Genomic DNA, 17,405 nt, shown 5'->3' on the forward strand with positions numbered 1-17,405 from the left:
ATAGAGTGTAAATATAAATTTCTATATAGCATTATATTATAATTAACAAGTTAAGGTTAGAAGTTAGAACTATTAATAAATGAGTTAGTGATTATCTAATGCCAAATTTTATTAAAGAGTTTATTAATCGGTTTATCAAGATATTTAATATAAATAGCAGATATAAGGAAAGATACAAATAAAGCAATAAAAATTGTCATACCATAACCAATAATTTCGCGGGTGAACGGATATTTATCCCATAATAAACGCTCAAATATCGCATGAGACCAAAAACCGATATCAGAATGAATTAAATATAAAGGATAAGTCATTGCACCTAAAAACTTGATCAAATTATAAAATTTGCCTACGCCATTTAAGTTAGAAGCATACCAAACTAACGAGACTACACAAACAGCAGAAAGTAATAAAGCGACATGTGATACTTGATAGTGGAATAAATTAATAGCATCAGTATTATTAAAATATACCATTCGATTATAAATTAATATCGTGCTGAAAAGAATCAATATGATATCTGATGGCTCACATTTATTTTTTCTCATGTTAAAGATAACAATACCAGCAACAAAATGACCTGCATATTGTGTAAGCAGAACATAATTAATTATAGTTGAATTTAAAACAAACTGATTAATAAAAGAAATGATAATCCAAATGAAGCATATTTGATTTTTGTATCTTTTCCATAAATCCAATTGCATCATAATAAAAACTAAAATATAAAAAGTAACTTCAATTTGTATCGTCCAATAAATACTACTGAAAAAAGCATGGCCAAAAGCTTGTGGAAAAAATGTAAGACTATAAAGCAGTGATACTATTCTTTCCAAAGGATCAATCATAGGAACAGAAATAGAAAAGACATAAATTATCAAACCAAAAATGACAAAAGTAGGGACAATTCTATTTATTCTGGATTTTATAAAACCAAATGAACTTTTTCCTTCTGATGATAATGAAATGACAAATCCACTAATTAGAAAAAAAATATCTACCCCAAAATCCCCGAAATATAAGGCATTAATAGCATAACTTTCAGGAATAAAACCGGATAATGGGCTAGCAAAGAAATAATGATAAAAAATAACCATCATGCAAGCTAGAAATCTAAGTCCATCTAGCGCTTCAATTCTTGTTTTTACTTTCATTTTAGATTTCTTTATATTTATCACGTTATTATTTGGAATTAAATTTTTCCTAATTATATAATTAGATAAAGTATGCGATTATAAAGCTAACATTAGTTATTTTTGATTTTGTTAGGCTTAGTTTTGACTTTTATTTTTATTCCTAAAAAACAAATTATGTAGCATTTATCTGTTTTCCAAACCCCAATCATTCTTTGCCAAAGATTTAGAAAAAGAGAATTGACATTTTCAATGCGGGAATAATTTTTTTTATACAATGAAATAATAAAAGGATTTGTAGGATAAAAATCAAGTAATTGAAACTTATTTACTAAATCCGTTGCTTTGGATAATACTTTTTTTCTGCCATTCTTTTTTGCATAATAAAGGCCATCCCAAAGATTTTTTTCAAATAAATCACATAATATTGGTTCAATTTTTGAAAATAAATTCCATTTGAAAATGAATTTTAAAAGATATTCAAAACATAATAATTTGTCTAATCCATTATTACATTTTCCTAATTTTTCAATTTTTCTTTTTGAGGTTAATCCCATAATTGAATTATCTCGTATCGTGTAGTTATATAGCTTTTCATTCATAAAATACACTTTATGAGAAACTAACATGTATGACCAAAAAAAAGGATTGTCTTCGTATAACAAACCATTAGGAAAGCTGATTTTATATTCTTTTATAAGCTCTTGCTTGTAAATTTTATTCCATGCACACACATCCATATTTTTTAAAATCTCGGGAGTTAAACTAATGATCCCATGATATTTATGGATATAATATTTTTCCTGATTCGCATCAGTACATTGAGATTCAAATACTAAATTAGTTGAAAAATAAACTGCATCTATATCATCTGAGTTGAAGTGTTGGAGAGCTAATTCATAAGTATTTATTTCGATATAATCGTCAGAATCAACAAATGTAATAAATTTTCCTGAAGCATTTGATATACCAACATTTCTAGCTACAGATAAACCTTCATTTTGTTTCGAAATGATTTTGATTCTATGATCTATTTCTTGATATTTTTCTAAAATAGATAAAGAATCATCGGTAGATCCGTCATTAATACATATTATTTCAATATCATTTATTGTTTGATTAATGACGCTATCTAAACATCTTTTTAAATAATTAGCTGTATTATATACAGGTATAATAACAGTAAGTATTGGAAACACATCCATAAATTTATCAAAATTTATCTGAGCTAATTAGATTAAACATTCTTTTACCTCAATTTCCTGAAATAATCCTTTCAAACCTACAGGGTTAACAGAAACTATTTCAGTATCTGGATAAACATGATTAGCAAAGGTTTTGAAATTTTGCCAACCTTGTAAAATATTTGGCAAATCACCTTTTAAAGAAGGTGATATTGATTTTTTATTATCATCAAAGTAACCATCTTCACTACAATCACATCCAACTAAATAAATTTTCTTAGGATTGGTATATAGGGCAAATGCTAGAGCAGCAAAAACCACCGAACCGAAATCCGGTAACAAGCAAGAAGAAATATCCCTCACAAATGGTGTATGCATTCCACCCGTATAATAACGCTTTGCACCATATTTAATTAAATAGCTTTCAGGTATTGCACAAGTTTCCATTGTTAGTACATCGCCATAAAATTTCTGACATTTACCTTGGCCATACTGATTTATGTTTGCAATTTCATCTTTTAATCCGGAAATATCCTGGATAAATAAAAAATCAAAATCTACTTTATCAAATTTGTACGCTCTATTTACTCCAATGTGGATCACATTAGGGATAGGTACATAATGATTCAAAGATGGACCTGTAGCAAGTATTGCAATTTCTTTACCATTAAACATATTTTTATATGGTAAGAAAGTTTTTTGATGAGTGATAAACACAGAATTATTAATACTTATTTTTTTATCTAAACCCTGCATTCGAACAGTTAAACTTTGTTTTGTATCTAAATTGTCAGCTACAAGTTTATTAACTTCAGTTTCAAGGTTTTTATTCAATGAAGCAAAATTTTCTAAACTATTTTTTGATATCAAATCGAACTCATTTTTAATGTCAATAAATTTTTCATTTATATCATTGATTTCATTTTTAATATTTTCAAATTTAGAATTTAATAATTGGTTATATTCGTCATTCATTGTATTTGTTGGATTATCAGAATTATTAATCGCTAAATGAATATCATCTCGCAATCCTTGTAATTGACAATCAACATGATGCATCAATTTATCATATAACCAATCAGCTCTATTTTTTGAGTCTTGAAAATGCCAATTCATGACGTTTTTCACATCTTCAATTTTGAATTCAAACATTTTCTGCAAATTGATTTTTTTAAATTTCAGCCCTAAAATTCGGTAGCATTTGAAATAAGCATTTACTTGTTTCTTAGAATACAAGCGTATACCTAAAAAGTAATATTTTTTCTCATTATATTTAATCTTTTTCTTAAACAGCGGAATAAAATTAAATAATTTAAAAGTTGAACATGAGTTATTTGGATTATTAAGGTTTTTATGCTCATCAGAATTATTTGTATTTGGCGTTGTATTTATTAATTCCTCATGATAGATTTCTTCCGGTTCAGGCTCTGGCAAATCTGACCATGGAGATAAATGACAATATCGCCACCATATTGAATAAAAAAATCTAACTTTTCGATTTATCCAAGGCTTGTTAGCTCCACCATAGTGATAGATCCTAGGATGATTGAAGGCTTCTTGGATATCTTTCTTATCGTAAAAAGCATCATAGTATAAATCAATGTCGTGATGCATATCACAAAACACATTATATGAAGGAGGAAAATGTTCTAATAAGTGTGGATGAGTCTGACCAACAATATAATTAAGTGTATCTTGATCTGCGTACGGAGGATTTGGGTGATTATCTAAAAATTCAAAAGCTTTTTTGAATAATTCTAATTCTTTTGCTTTTTTAACATTTAATAAAAAGAAACCAGCATTGAAATAAGGATACTTTAATGGATTATTCTGAAAATTTTTTAGATCTTTCCATTCCATAAAATGTTTTAAAATACTATCTCTATATTGCATAGCAAGTATTTCAACAACAGCACCCATAACGTTTTCTTCATCAAACTTATCATATAAATAAGAAAGATCAGAATCAATAATCATATCACCATCAATATAAAAACATTTATCAACATCATCTGGTAATATATCTAGCATTAATAATCTATAATAAACAACAAGATTAACATATTGCAAAACAAATTTACTAGTATCGATACAGTCAAAAAGATGAATATAATCTTCCATCTCGACAAAAATGATTTCGCACGGCCTCACTTTTTTTACATCTTCAAGCCGCTTCTTATCATCTTTAGTAAAACCTTGAACAAATACAAAAAAACGTGCTCGTCTATTCTCGGCTAGGTTAAGCAGAATAGAAGTCATACAAACACCTAATGGAGCTACATAGTTATTATCACCAGTTAAAACAAAATTTATATAACTACTTTTCATCGTTAATGTTTTCCTAAAAATTGATATTTTTATCGATAATATTTCTTAGTAATTGTTAAAATAGGTAGGTTGAAAGCATAATATTTCATTTTGTTCTTCTTTTCTTTCCTTTTATAAACCGGAATATATTTGAACAAATGATAATTGATACGCTTATTTTCCTTATTAATTGTTAAGATTGGCAGATTAAAGAAAAAATATGATGATACATTCTTCTTAGATAATTTTTTTAAAACGACTAAATTACCTATTTTGAATTTATTTTTGATCTGAATTTTATTCTCATATTCAAAATTATACCATTCTTTACAGATTGGAACATATTTTTCATGATTAAAATCAAAAGCATGATTGACATTAGCAAGCATCTTTTTATCTTTTGGAGTGGAAACAGAGCAAAAAATATTTACCCAATCGAAAATATTTTTCCACGTAATGAATGGATTCCAATTTGGAAATGAAGACAATAAATCCTTCGCAAATTCTACTATACCTTCAGACAGAACAGGATAAATTTCACTACGAATTTTGTCATTATTATCTGGTTTTTTGTAGATTGGGTTTCCATTTCTAAAATCTTTGATTGGCGGTTCAGGTGATGTCATAAAAAATTCCATGACATCCCAATCTTTTATCCACGAAAATTTATCTTCTCGATAAGCTCTTAATATATAATCATCTAAATTAATATTTGTATTTTCATTAGCTTGTAACAAAAAGTAGTATCCATAAAGTTGCTTCCCTATTATTTTTTCAATCAATCTTTGCGATGATAAATTAATTGAACAGGTATCGATAATAGCGAGATTTTCTTTTAAAGATAAATTTTCTATATAATCTTTATAAGATTTAGTTTCCTCTTCAGCAAGTTTCTTGTATATATCAATATGTTGCTCAATAAAAGCGACACCTTCTTCAGTTGAAGTGATATTAGGTGTTTTTTCTTTCAAAATATCATTTCGTTCTTTATAGTGAGATAATATATTTTTGACCGCTGAAAATTTTTCATTGGGATCAATATACTTATTTTGATTAAAATCTAGATAAAACAGAGTACTCAATACCCTCGGTGCATAAATATAACTCGATTTAACTTCATCATCATTCATTAGATCAAACACTTTTTTTAATGAATATCCATCTCTAGCAACGAAAAGTGCATTATTTATATTATCTTTTTCGAATGACTTTTTTAACCAATAAACATATGAAAATACGGTCGGTCCGGCGTAATTATAACCAAAGTTTTTCCAATAATTTTTATCAAATTTTAGATGATTATAAGCAAGTAATCCAAGCAATATTGAGGCACCAACATCATTAGGATTTTGATCATAGTACATTTTAGTACGTATATTGCTTTCAAATAACTGATCTATTGCTTTTTTGTAATGATAAGCATCAATTCCTTTCTCTATCGCTCTTTCATAATCTGAATAATAATTATCCCCAATATGTAATAGTGTATTAGGAGCAGTTATATTTAAATCATTTAAAATAAGTGTATAAAGTGTGCCATTGTGTTTTGTAACTAAAGTTTCAGAAGATAAATAAAAATGATCATATTTGTTATAACCATTTTTATGTAAAATATTAATTAATATATCTTTTGGCAAGTACATGTCTGAAGTGATAATTATTTTCTTTTTTTTCTTCAAGGCATATTTGTAAACTTGATAAATATCTTTATTGACTTTTAAAGCCGCTATTTCATGCTCAATTTCTTTACATTTAAAGGTTCGGAAATAATCTGGTAATTGTTGATATATCTCATCTAATGTTATTTCTTCTGCTGAAGTGTGGGCTCTAGCATTAGTTTCAGCCGCTATTCGAGCTTTAAAAAAACCAGGAATATTATAAAGCTTTTCCATATGCAAAAATAAATCTGTAGGTTTTGCATATATTCTTAATAATAGAGTGTCAAAAATATCAAACGAAATTATTTCATGAGTGTCAATTAATTTTTTTACTTTATCTAGCATAAGTATTTAAAACCTTTTAAATGTATAAAAATGATATGCATACATATTCTGTTTATGACAATAAGCAATATATATTTGTATATTTAATGTAAATAATTTATATGATTTTGGTAAGTATATCTTTTTAAAATTACTCTGTCATCTTAAGAAAATACATTACTTAAAAACAATAATACACAAAGTAATGCTTAAACTAATTTCTATAAATTATAATTATCAGAATAATGTTTCTAAAAACGGCAATTTATTTAAAAAAGGCATGAAGTAAGAATTTGAGCTGAAACTATTTTCATCATACTCTTACAAATTCAATTAAAAACGATAAATTTTTTCAAACCTATCTCACACTATTATTAAGAAAATAGAGCTTCACTTTTAACAGTGTCATGAATAAATTTTAACATTATACACACATATTGAAATTGAAACATTAGGTAAACTAAAATTCATCCTATTATTTGTTTGCTATTTAAATATGCTATAACCGTCTTCCTCAACCCACTTTCGAAGTCCTCTTGAGGATGCCAACCTAATTCTTTCGTTATTTTAGATGAATCAATAGCATATCGATAATCATGGCCCGGTCTGTCAGATACAAATTGAATTAAATCCCGATATTTTATTATTGAACTTTTATATTGGGGAGCGAGTTCATCAAGTATTTTACAAAGTTTTTCAGCTAATGCTATATTGGTTGATTCGTTATTAGCACCAATATTGTATGTTTCGCCTATTTTACCATTGATTAAAACGGAATATAAAGCTTTAGCATTATCTTCCACATAAATCCAATCACGCATTTGCAAGCCTTCACCATAGATAAGTATCGGTTTACCGGTAAGGGCATTTGAAATGACTGAAGGAATTAACTTTTCAGGATGTTGGAATGGGCCGTAATTATTTGTACTGTGCGTGATAATTGTTGGCAGACCATAGGTTTTATACCAAGATCTGACTAGATGATCGCTTGATGCCTTTGATGCTGAATAGGGGCTATTTGGTGCATAAGGCGTTGATTCAGTAAATTCACTCTCGTTTTGTTGCAGTTCGCCATATACTTCATCGGTTGAAACATGAATAAAGCGAAAAGTTTCTTTCAAGTCTTTAGCTAAGTTTTGCCAATAATGATAAGACGATTCTAGCAGTGTGAAGGTTCCAATAACATTGGTTTCAATAAATTTAGCCGGATGATTAATTGAGCGATCTACATGACTTTCAGCCGCCAAATGTATGATTGCATTTGGTTGATACTGCTCAAAAATATGGTCGAGTGCGTGTCGATGACAAATATCCACTTTTTCAAAAAAATATCTGTTGTTGGTGGATACTGATTGCAATGCTTGCAAATTGGCCGCATAAGTCAGTTTGTCAAGATTAATAACTTGATGCGTTGTCTGTTCGATGATATATCGAATAACCGCTGAGCCAATGAATCCTGCACCACCTGTTATCAAAATTTTTTTGCTGTCAGACAAAATTATCGCCCTATTCCATAATCTCTTAACTTATTGGCAATTGCTGTATGTGATACCCCTAACCTTTTGGCCAGTTTTCTTGAGCTAGGGTACTTATCATACAGCCTTAATAAAATCTCTTTTTCAAACTGCTTAGTCATTTCATCAAGTGTTTTATTTTCAATATTATTGATCCAAGATAATTGTGAAGTGGTTGGAATTGGTAACACTATATCTTTTGTTGTTAAAACAGATGAAGTAAGTTGAGCTAACGCTGAATAAAGAACATTTTTAAGCTGACGTACATTACCCGGCCAAAAGTAACGAGTTAAAAACTCTATCACATTGTCATCGATCGTTGGTGGGGTGATCCCTTGTTTGTTGGCAAATTCATCGACAAAGATTTTCGTTAAAGGTGCGATATCATCTTTGCGATCTTGTAATGAAGGTAGATTCAGCGATAAGACGTTAAGCCGATAATAAAGATCTTTTCTAAATTTGCCCTGTTCAACTAAACCGGCCAAATCCACTTTAGTGGCACAAATAATTCTTACATCGACATAAACTTCGTTATCATCCCCAACTCGGCGAAAATAACCGTCATTGATGAATCGTAATAATTTTGTTTGCATTTGAAATGACATTTCATCAATGCCATCAAGTAATACCGATCCACCATTCGCCTGCTCAAAAAAGCCTTTTTTACTTTCAGTTACCCCCGGATAAGCACCGGCTGCGTGTCCATATAATTCACTTTCAACGACATCATCGGGCATGGCTGCACAATTTAGCGCTAAGAAGGTTTGATCTCCTCGTGGACTATATTGATGACAAGCATGAGCAAGTAAATCTTTGCCCGTCCCTGTTTCGCCCGATATTAAAAGTGGTTCACGTTGCATAGAAAAAGCTTTAGCTTGTGCAATGAGTTTTTTCATTACCAAACTTTCTGTTGCGAAAATATCAAATGCATGCCGCCCAACAACTTGTATTTTAGATAACCTTTTTTTCAAATATTCAATAGATTGTAAAATAAAGATCGTTTTAGATTGTTCATCGACTTTTTGTAACAGGAAGTATTGAGAATTTAAAACGATTATCGTGTCATCTTGGATATCTAAATTTGACGATTCATCTAAATTGAATACTTTTTTATAATTAAATGGTTGATTCAATACTAACGTATTGTGCGTAAATAAAGCTTTTGCTGCACTATTATAGGCAACTAAAAGTTGGTTATTATTAATTTCAATGATTGCCGCTTGCATGATCTGCCCACTTTTCGTTTAGTTTCATTAAATTATTGTGACGAAGTTGCCAATCACGATTATGGATTAATTCATCGTAAGTTACTTTGGTATCGGTCAGTAAGCGTTTAGCTTTTTCTGACTGCAAATTATGCTTTTTATCTAATTCAGCTAGCTGATGTAATATAGCTAAAGTACCTTGCCTGTTATTACAAGCTAACAGCAGATCACAGCCGGCCTCTAATGCTGCCTTTGCTCGCTCAGCATGATTCCCCATAATAGAGGCGCCTTCCATTGATAAATCATCGGAAAAGATGATCCCTTTAAACTGCAATTGCTGCCGTAATACCGTTTTAAGCCAGTAAGATGACCCACTTGCAGGTTTATTATCAAAGGCGCTGTAGATAACGTGAGCTGGCATAATAGCGTCGAGTTTGTCATCGGCAATGAGTTTGGCAAAAATTTGCATATCTTGCTCAATAAGCGATTTATCACGATTATCTATTGGTGTTTCTTTATGTGAGTCAGCAATTACATGCCCATGTCCGGGAAAATGCTTACCGGTTGTTTTCATGCCCGCTGCATGCATACCATCAATCATGGCAGAAGCGACTTGATAGGCAATATCGGCATCTTGATGAAATGAGCGAGTCCCAATGGCTAAACACTCGTGCCCGAGATCTAGCACAGGCGCAAAGCTAAGATCGATATCAAAAGCGATTAGCTCCATTGCCAGTACCCAACCCGCATCAAATGCCAGTGATTTGGCTTGTGGTAAATCATTTAAAGCGGCAAAAGATTGTGCCGGAGGAATCAGCGTAAATCCCTGTTTAAAACGCTGAACACGACCACCTTCATGATCGACAGAAATTAAAAGGCGTTGCGAAGAATTATCACGAATCTGTTTTATCAATTCTTTTAACTGATTAGGTTCTTGATAATTGCGACTAAATAAAATCACTCCAGCAAGCAACGGATTTTGCAAAAGTTCTTTTTCCTCTTGGGTTAACGATGTGCCTTCAACATCGATCAACAGCGGTCCCATTATTGATTTACCCCTGTAGTTGTATTGGTTGTAGTTGCGTCGGTTGTAGTTGCATCGGTTGTAGTTGCATCGGACGTAGTTGGGGCAGAAATTGTTGTATCCGTTTCAGGTTGAGTTTTTGGCTGAGAAGGAAAATCTTTTGATGTGGCACGAGTTAAAATCTCGCCACTTTGGGTTGAAAGAAGTTCCATAGCAACATTGGCATTATCGGTATCAGTCGGTAATTTATAAATGGTGGTAAATAGGACATAACCAGCATTTAATGATTTAGCCAAACCAATCATTTTACTACGTGAAACAAGTTTATCATCGGCTGAAATGCCCAATGTTTGTTTAGCTTGATTAACAGCCTTTTTATCTACAACGGTATAAGTATTTTGTTTGCTCATCAATTGATATAAAGCATTATCGATTTGATTAGTAGCAAGATAATCACCACTACGATTTTGGATATCACTAATTAAGATCAAGTTATTAGCGCCTCCGGCTTCTGATGAGTGTAATATCTTATCCACAAACGGAGATAAAATCTGATTCCAGTTTGTCTCTTTAACAATCTTCGGTGGTGTATCAACCACACCAGTACCATCTGGCGTTCCATTAATAATTGGCGGGCTAACTCTGACGTTATCTTTTTGCCCCAAAAGGTGGCAACCTGCTAATAAAAGAATTATTGGACCAATAATGAAAACCTGTTTGATTTTATTCATATTATTAACCTATTAATCGACCTAAATTTTTTCCGCCTAACAAATGCATATGAATATGGAAAACTTCTTGCCCCGCATCTTTATTACAATTCATGATTAAACGATAGCCCGTTTCGTCAATGCCTTCTTGTTTGGCAATTTTAGCAGCGACAAGCATCATATGCCCTAGGGTTGCTTCATCTTCTTCTTTTATATGGTTAATGGTTGGAATAAGTTTATTAGGAATAATTAATATATGTGTGGGAGCTTGAGGAGAGATATCACGAAATGCCGTTACTTTATCATCTTGAAAAACGATATCAGCAGGGATTTCTCGTCGAATGATCTTACTAAATATAGTTTCCTGTGTCATTAAAGTTCTCCTTTCTTTTTTATAAGGCTAATATTTACAAACTGACAATTATTATTGAGCAAGCATACCATATTTTAACAACAATAATGTATAGATATCGTTACATTTTACAGTTAGCGAATGATTTTTTGACAAGAAGTTTCAGAAAATGTATACGTTTCAGTATAAAAAGCGATTATTTACGTTATCTAATTAAACTTGTCATATTCATTTGTCAATCAGAATAAGTTGATATATAATGCCCCGTCGATTTCAACCGCCTAATTTTCATGTTCCTTGCTTTCAATGGGTTGCGGTTGCCCCGACAGAAAGCTGATTAATCCGTAGGGAGCGATAATGCGTCATTACGAAATTGTATTTATGGTTCACCCAGATCAAAGTGAACAAGTACCGGGTATGATTGAACGTTATACTGGTACATTAACCACTGATGGTGGAAAAATCCATCGTTTAGAAGATTGGGGTCGTCGTCAATTAGCCTATCCTATCGAAAAACTGCACAAAGCACACTATGTGTTAATGAATGTTGAAGCAACTCAAGAAGCTGTTAATGAACTTGAAGATAACTTCCGTTTTAATGATGCAGTCATTCGCAGTTTAATTATGCGTACTAAACATGCTGTAACTGAAACTTCACCAATGTTAAAAGCTAAAGATGAGCGTCGTAACGCTGAAGATGATTTTAGTGAAGTAAACATGGACGATGATTCGGAAGAATAATCGTTTGGTGTTATCGGGCGTTGTTACCAAAACCCCGATAAGAAAAATGAGTCCAAGTGGGATTTCACATTGCCAATTTTATTTAGAACACGTTTCTGAGCAAATTGAAGCAGAACTCACAAGGCAAGCATGGTGCATAATGCCCGTTATTGCCAGTGGACAACAAGAGTTAAGTTACATAAAAAAAGGCAGCAAAGTTTTAGTTAGTGGTTTTATAAGCACTCATACTAAACGTAATAAAACAAGCCAACTTGTTTTACATGCTGACCAAATTAAACTATTAGGAGAATAGCCAAATGGCACGTTATTTCCGTCGTCGCAAATTCTGCCGTTTTACAGCAGAAGGCGTTAAAGAAATTGATTATAAAGATGTTTCTTTATTAAAAAGCTATATCACAGAAAGTGGTAAAATTGTACCAAGCCGTATCACTGGTACTAGCGCAAAATATCAACGTCAATTAGCTCGCGCTATCAAACGCGCTCGTTACTTGGCATTATTACCATACACTGACAACCATCAGTAATTAGCAACAGAGGGAACATATAATGCAAATTATTCTACTCGATAAAGTTGCTAATTTAGGCAGCTTAGGTGATCAAGTTCATGTTAAAGCGGGTTACGCACGTAACTTCTTAATTCCACAAGGTAAAGCAGTACCGGCAACTAAAAAGAATATTGAATACTTTGAAGCTCGTCGTGCTGAATTAGAAGCAAAACTTGCTGAAACATTAAAAGCAGCTGAACAACGTGTAGCTGAAATCAATGCTCTAGCTAAAGTGACTATTGCTTCTAAAGCAGGTGACGAAGGCAGATTATTTGGTTCAATTGGTACTCGTGATATCGCTGATGCAGTTAAAGCTCGTGGCGTTCAAGTATCAAAAAGCGAAGTTCGCCTACCAAATGGTGTATTGCGTACCACTGGTGAGCACGAAGTGTTCTTCCAAGTACACAGCGAAGCTTTTGCTAAACTTATTGTTGATATTATCCCAGAATAATTATCAATTAATAATTTTAAAAACCCGTCAAAATGGCGGGTTTTTTTATACTTATCATTTAACCTTTTCAGTCAGATAGGATTTAGGGTGTAAAATGCGATATAAGTTAATTATCTATTTTACTATCATTGCTTTACCTCTACCCCGTACATCTGACACAGCTTGAGGTTTATTATCAGTAATTTTTATTACTTGAATATCACCATTAAAATCCTGTTGTTCAAATTGATATCCCATTTGTTCAAGTTTACTCTTTATTGGCTGAGGAACTTTACTTTGAAAAGGTTCGATAAAAATGACATTGCTTGGCAGCAATTGATGATGATAACGTGGTGCATCCACAGCCTCTTTTAATGGCATGTGATTATCAAAAACATTAGTAACCACTTGAAATATTGAAGTAAATATTCTTGAACCACCGGGCGTACCAATGACCATTACAACCTGATTATTTTGAGTAAAAATGCTTGGTGACATCGATGATAATGGACGCTTATTCGGCTCGATTGCATTCGCATCCTTTCCAACAACACCAAACTGATTAGCAACACCTTGCTTACTACTAAAATCATCCATTTCGTTATTCATTACAATCCCTGTGCCTTCTATGACCACAGCCGATCCAAACCAGCCATTTAGCGTATAAGTGTTTGAAACAGCATTTCCCCATTTATCAACAATTGAAAAATGAGTAGTTTGTAACTTTTCATTCTCATTATCTAACCCTGGTCTAACTTGGTCTGTTGCTGTAATCGCTTTGGCATTAATTTGTTTCGCTCGTTGCGAGAGATAATTGGCATCCATTAAGCGTTCAACCGGCACTGTCACAAAGTCAGGATCGCCCATATATTCTGCCCGATCAGCAAATACACGTTTTTCAATCTCAGCAAGTAGATGTATATATGGAGCAGAATTAACCGTTATACCTTTAAATTCATTTGCTAAATCTTGCTTCATTAACAGCAATTGAATTAAACCCACGCCTCCAGAGCTCGGCGGTGGTGCGGTAATGATTTGCATATTTTGCCAATTTGCAATTAACGGAGTTCGCCATTTAGCTTGATAATTGGCTAAATCATCTTCGGTAATTAAGCCGGCATTTTTTGTCATCTGTTTGGCAATTAATAGAGCTGTTTCACCTTTATAAAAACCGTCGCTTCCTTTATCTGCAATACGAGCTAATACTTTCGCTAGTTCAGGCTGCTTAAAAGTTTCACCAGTTCGCATCGTTCCAAAGTACTGTTTGAAATAACCATTAGCAGGCGCCAAAGCTTCGGCTTCTTGATAGCGCTTGACCAATTGTTTGTCTACCGTGAAACCCTCTTGAGCAAAACGTATCGCTGGTGCCATAACCGCTTTCCAATCCAATTTACCAAAACGTTGGTGTACAGCCCACATCCCGGCAACAGTGCCGGGAACACCGGAAGCTTGATGAGAATATAAGCTTAAATTAGGGATCACATTTTTATCTGCATCAAGATACATATCCTTAGTCGCTTTGCCAGGTGCTACTTCCCGGTAATCAATAAAATAAGGTTTGCCGTCCATCCACAGCGTCATAAATCCTCCACCACCAATATTACCTGCTTCAGGATAGGTGACGGCGAGTGCAAATGCAGTCGCAACAGCTGCATCCACCGCATTTCCGCCTTTAGCTAACATCTCTTGAGCCGCTATAGCGCCGTAATAATCGGGAGAGGCAACTGCGCCAGCTTCAAATAACGGTGGTTTTTGTAAAGTCGCACTAACATGCTGGCTTATGATTAAAAACAATAAAAACCAACAATGTTTTAATGATTTAAGATAAAACATGTCACACCTCCTTAAATTGCTCGTCGCCTCCACGATATAAAAATTAATTAAATACTTGAGCAAAAAAATTATGTAAAGCGTGAAGGAAATATCAATATAGCATAGAAATGCGGAGGTGGATAAATAATAAACAATCAGGTGGAAATTGCTAAATTTGATGCAAATTCAATGATTATAAAAAAGAGTGTAAATCTTTTAAATCAAAGATCTACACTCCTGTTATAAATGATATTGTTAAGCGGTTTGTTCTTCTACTATCGGTTTACCCTGTTCATCTTTATAAAGTTTATTGTCATATAACTTAACAAAAGGTAAATAAATTAATAGCGCTAAAATAGCCGAAAGAATTGCAACAAAAGCCGCTTTAATATCCCCACCAGTTCCGATGAAGGCACCGAGTCCCATTGGTGATGGCCAAGGCACTAATGCGATAATTGGGTTAATCAGCCCCGAATTAATGGCAAAATAACCTAAAGTACCACATGCCATAGGCGCTAAAAAGAAAGGGATTGCTAAATAAGGATTATAAACAATTGGCATACCAAAAATGATAGGCTCATTGATGTTAAAGATTGCCGGTACAGCTGAAGCACGGCCGAGTATTTTTAGTTGACTGGATTTGGCAAAAAAGGCAATAAAGAACGTCATTAATAATGTTGATCCAGATCCCCCTAAAATAACCAGTGAATTATTAAACTCACCGGCAAACGGAATATGTGCCCCTAATACGTTTTCATCCATATTGGTTAACATAATTGGGGTAATAAACGCACCAATAATACTTGCACCATGGATCCCAACAACCCATAAAGCGTGAATCAAAAACAGAATTACCATTACACCCAACCAGCTTTTGGTTAAATTAGTAACAAAAGTAAATGGAACTCCAACAATATTAAAAATATCCGTACCTAAAAAGATTAAAATACCATTGAGAATGATTACCGTAAAAGCGATAACAAAAGTTGGTATTAGTGCGGTAAACGATCGCGAAACGCCTAGTGGCACAGTTTCAGGCATTTTAACCACCCAATTGCGTCGAACACATAAAAAGTAGAGATGAGTCGCTAAAATCGCCATGACAATCGCAATAAATATGCCAGAAGTGCCTAAACGAAAAACAAAAGGTTGTAAGCGAAGACCATTGTAAACTAAATTAGGTTCATCTGTGAGTAGCGAAATAATGCCATTTTGCATGACTAATTCGGGTATTGTCATAAAAAAAGCAAAAACAGATAGCATAGCGCCATTAAGCGCATTGACTTTTAGCCCAGTCTCTTCAGCTTCAATTTTGGTCAGTTCATAACCGACAACAAAATTAAAATACAGCGCCAAAATACCAATTGTCGCAGTATTCGCAATCATGTACAGGTCACTAACTCTAAAAAAGGTATTTTCAAAAAAGCCTTCTAACCCGGTAAAAGTTAATGGTAATGTATTGAATACGAGAAACATTGATCCGACGATTGAAAAAGGAACTGAAGCCATACCTGCCGCCATGACAGCTCTTACAATTTTAAATTGCGAAATTTTAGCCATTGGCGCCATTAAAAATTTCTGCAATATTACAAATCCTGTATTCATTTTGTTATCCTCATTTAATTAATAACCTGTTGGTAAGCCTGAATTTTCTGATAAAGTCGATCCTCATTACGCTGAATTTTTTTAATCTTTCTGATAATCAAAAAGCTAATTAATAAGCAAGCCGATAGAACTAACATAATTGTGTTTAAAACCTGCTGAGTATTTTTGAAAAATGGAAAAAAGAAATGAAATAATGAGGTATTAACCACAATCATCAAAAAAACACTGGCAATAAAAACCGCAGAGAAAAAGACGTTTGCATAGGGAAGACGATTATCATGATTACGGTACAGCTTAACTTGTTCAAAAGCTGTTAAAGCACCCAGCAAAAACAACGCCACCGGCAAAATACCTGCAATTGAGAATGAACCAAGTAGAAAAACAGACCAATACAGATTAAGAAATAAGAAAAAGGCAGTACTATAACGAATAGCTAAAAACCGATTATAGTAAAGGTTGGTTAAACTAACTTTTTGTTGCATTTTCAATTGTTTCGACGTCATTGCGTTCACCTCGCTAGTTTTTCAGCAAGCTCGTGGTTTTGCTGGTATAAATTAGCCATCTCAATAGCGATTTCTCGCATTGTCATTGTTGTCATTAAATGATCTTGAGCATGAACCATGATAATTTCCATATTGATCTGCATGCCATTGGCATAATTTTGCAGCAATCCTGTCTGCGATTTATGTGCCTCCAAAATTTCCTCATTAGCTTGCTCAAGTAATTGGTTTGCGGTTGTGAAATCAGCTTTTCTCATCGCCTTAAACGCTTCATGGATCTTTGTTTTGGCATTACCACTGTGCAAAATAATATTAAATGCGATAAGTTGAATTTCCTCGGTGCTCATTTCCTCGTTCATAA

The 17,405-nt window shown here is 32.9% G+C and carries 17 protein-coding genes; 4 read left to right on the forward strand and 13 right to left on the reverse strand.

Translation table 11 applies throughout. The annotated features are described in order from the left end of the window. Positions 1-95: 95 nt before the first annotated feature. The 9 genes from J3U74_RS03775 to J3U74_RS03815 all read right to left on the reverse strand — a co-directional run bounded on the left by J3U74_RS03775 (position 96) and on the right by J3U74_RS03815 (position 11,432). The gene (locus J3U74_RS03775) at positions 96-1,154 is read right to left on the reverse strand and encodes an acyltransferase family protein (protein ID WP_267328716.1); all 1,059 of its coding nucleotides are present in this window, start codon (positions 1,152-1,154) and stop codon (positions 96-98) included. A gap of 92 nt (positions 1,155-1,246) precedes the next feature. Continuing rightward, positions 1,247-2,338 carry a glycosyltransferase gene (locus J3U74_RS03780; protein ID WP_267328715.1) on the reverse strand — a complete coding sequence of 364 codons (1,092 nt, stop codon included), beginning with the start codon at positions 2,336-2,338 and terminating at the stop codon, positions 1,247-1,249. Between the two features lie 27 nt (positions 2,339-2,365). Further along, positions 2,366-4,645: a glycosyltransferase family 8 protein gene (locus tag J3U74_RS03785; RefSeq protein WP_267328714.1), complete on the reverse strand. Its 2,280-nt coding sequence runs from the start codon at positions 4,643-4,645 to the stop codon at positions 2,366-2,368. 29 nt (positions 4,646-4,674) lie between these two features. Next, positions 4,675-6,627 carry an HAD family hydrolase gene (locus tag J3U74_RS03790; protein WP_267328713.1) on the reverse strand — a complete coding sequence of 651 codons (1,953 nt, stop codon included), beginning with the start codon at positions 6,625-6,627 and terminating at the stop codon, positions 4,675-4,677. Positions 6,628-7,073: 446 nt separating this feature from the next. Beyond that, a complete protein-coding gene (gene rfbB / locus J3U74_RS03795; protein WP_267328712.1) occupies positions 7,074-8,102 on the reverse strand; it encodes a dTDP-glucose 4,6-dehydratase in 1,029 nt (342 codons plus the stop codon). Between the two features lie 2 nt (positions 8,103-8,104). Continuing rightward, on the reverse strand, positions 8,105-9,346 hold the full coding sequence (locus J3U74_RS03800; RefSeq protein ID WP_267328711.1) for a sigma 54-interacting transcriptional regulator: 1,242 nt from the start codon (positions 9,344-9,346) through the stop codon (positions 8,105-8,107). Next, positions 9,327-10,370, reverse strand: a complete 1,044-nt coding sequence (gene nagZ, locus J3U74_RS03805; protein ID WP_267328710.1) for a beta-N-acetylhexosaminidase — start codon at positions 10,368-10,370, stop codon at positions 9,327-9,329. Before nagZ ends, J3U74_RS03800 begins: the two co-directional genes overlap by 20 nt. Beyond that, the gene (locus J3U74_RS03810) at positions 10,370-11,080 is read right to left on the reverse strand and encodes a hypothetical protein (protein ID WP_267328709.1); all 711 of its coding nucleotides are present in this window, start codon (positions 11,078-11,080) and stop codon (positions 10,370-10,372) included. The genes nagZ and J3U74_RS03810 overlap by 1 nt, the downstream gene beginning before the upstream one ends. Positions 11,081-11,084: 4 nt before the next feature. Then, positions 11,085-11,432, reverse strand: coding sequence for an HIT domain-containing protein (locus tag J3U74_RS03815; RefSeq protein WP_220219214.1), 348 nt, complete (start codon positions 11,430-11,432; stop codon positions 11,085-11,087). Positions 11,433-11,768: 336 nt separating this feature from the next. On the opposite strand from J3U74_RS03815, the gene rpsF reads away from it, so the two are divergent. Genes rpsF through rplI form a run of 4 tightly spaced genes read left to right on the forward strand, consistent with a single transcriptional unit; the run spans position 11,769 to position 13,148 of the window. Continuing rightward, complete coding sequence (gene rpsF / locus J3U74_RS03820) at positions 11,769-12,152, forward strand: 30S ribosomal protein S6 (protein ID WP_220219213.1); 384 nt, start codon at positions 11,769-11,771, stop codon at positions 12,150-12,152. After that, entirely contained in the window at positions 12,139-12,444 is a 306-nt protein-coding gene (gene priB / locus J3U74_RS03825; protein ID WP_366518690.1) for a primosomal replication protein N, read from the forward strand. The genes rpsF and priB overlap by 14 nt, the downstream gene beginning before the upstream one ends. Positions 12,445-12,448: 4 nt before the next feature. Further along, positions 12,449-12,676, forward strand: coding sequence for a 30S ribosomal protein S18 (rpsR, locus tag J3U74_RS03830; protein ID WP_025314965.1), 228 nt, complete (start codon positions 12,449-12,451; stop codon positions 12,674-12,676). A 22-nt stretch (positions 12,677-12,698) separates the two neighbouring features. Next, a complete protein-coding gene (gene rplI, locus J3U74_RS03835) occupies positions 12,699-13,148 on the forward strand; it encodes a 50S ribosomal protein L9 (RefSeq protein ID WP_267328708.1) in 450 nt (149 codons plus the stop codon). A 114-nt stretch (positions 13,149-13,262) separates the two neighbouring features. Here rplI and ggt read toward each other — a convergent pair whose 3' ends face one another. The 4 genes from ggt to J3U74_RS03855 all read right to left on the reverse strand — a co-directional run bounded on the left by ggt (position 13,263) and on the right by J3U74_RS03855 (position 17,403). Further along, positions 13,263-14,960: a gamma-glutamyltransferase gene (gene ggt, locus J3U74_RS03840; RefSeq protein WP_267328707.1), complete on the reverse strand. Its 1,698-nt coding sequence runs from the start codon at positions 14,958-14,960 to the stop codon at positions 13,263-13,265. A 234-nt stretch (positions 14,961-15,194) separates the two neighbouring features. Then, positions 15,195-16,544: a PTS cellobiose transporter subunit IIC gene (gene celB / locus J3U74_RS03845; RefSeq protein WP_267328706.1), complete on the reverse strand. Its 1,350-nt coding sequence runs from the start codon at positions 16,542-16,544 to the stop codon at positions 15,195-15,197. 14 nt (positions 16,545-16,558) lie between these two features. Next, complete coding sequence (locus J3U74_RS03850; protein WP_220219208.1) at positions 16,559-17,047, reverse strand: hypothetical protein; 489 nt, start codon at positions 17,045-17,047, stop codon at positions 16,559-16,561. 5 nt (positions 17,048-17,052) lie between these two features. Further along, a complete protein-coding gene (locus J3U74_RS03855) occupies positions 17,053-17,403 on the reverse strand; it encodes a PTS cellobiose transporter subunit IIA (RefSeq protein WP_267328705.1) in 351 nt (116 codons plus the stop codon). Positions 17,404-17,405 lie beyond the last annotated feature (2 nt).

It is taken from the genome of Gilliamella sp. B3892 (assembly GCF_026536305.1).
GTDB lineage: Bacteria > Pseudomonadota > Gammaproteobacteria > Enterobacterales > Orbaceae > Gilliamella.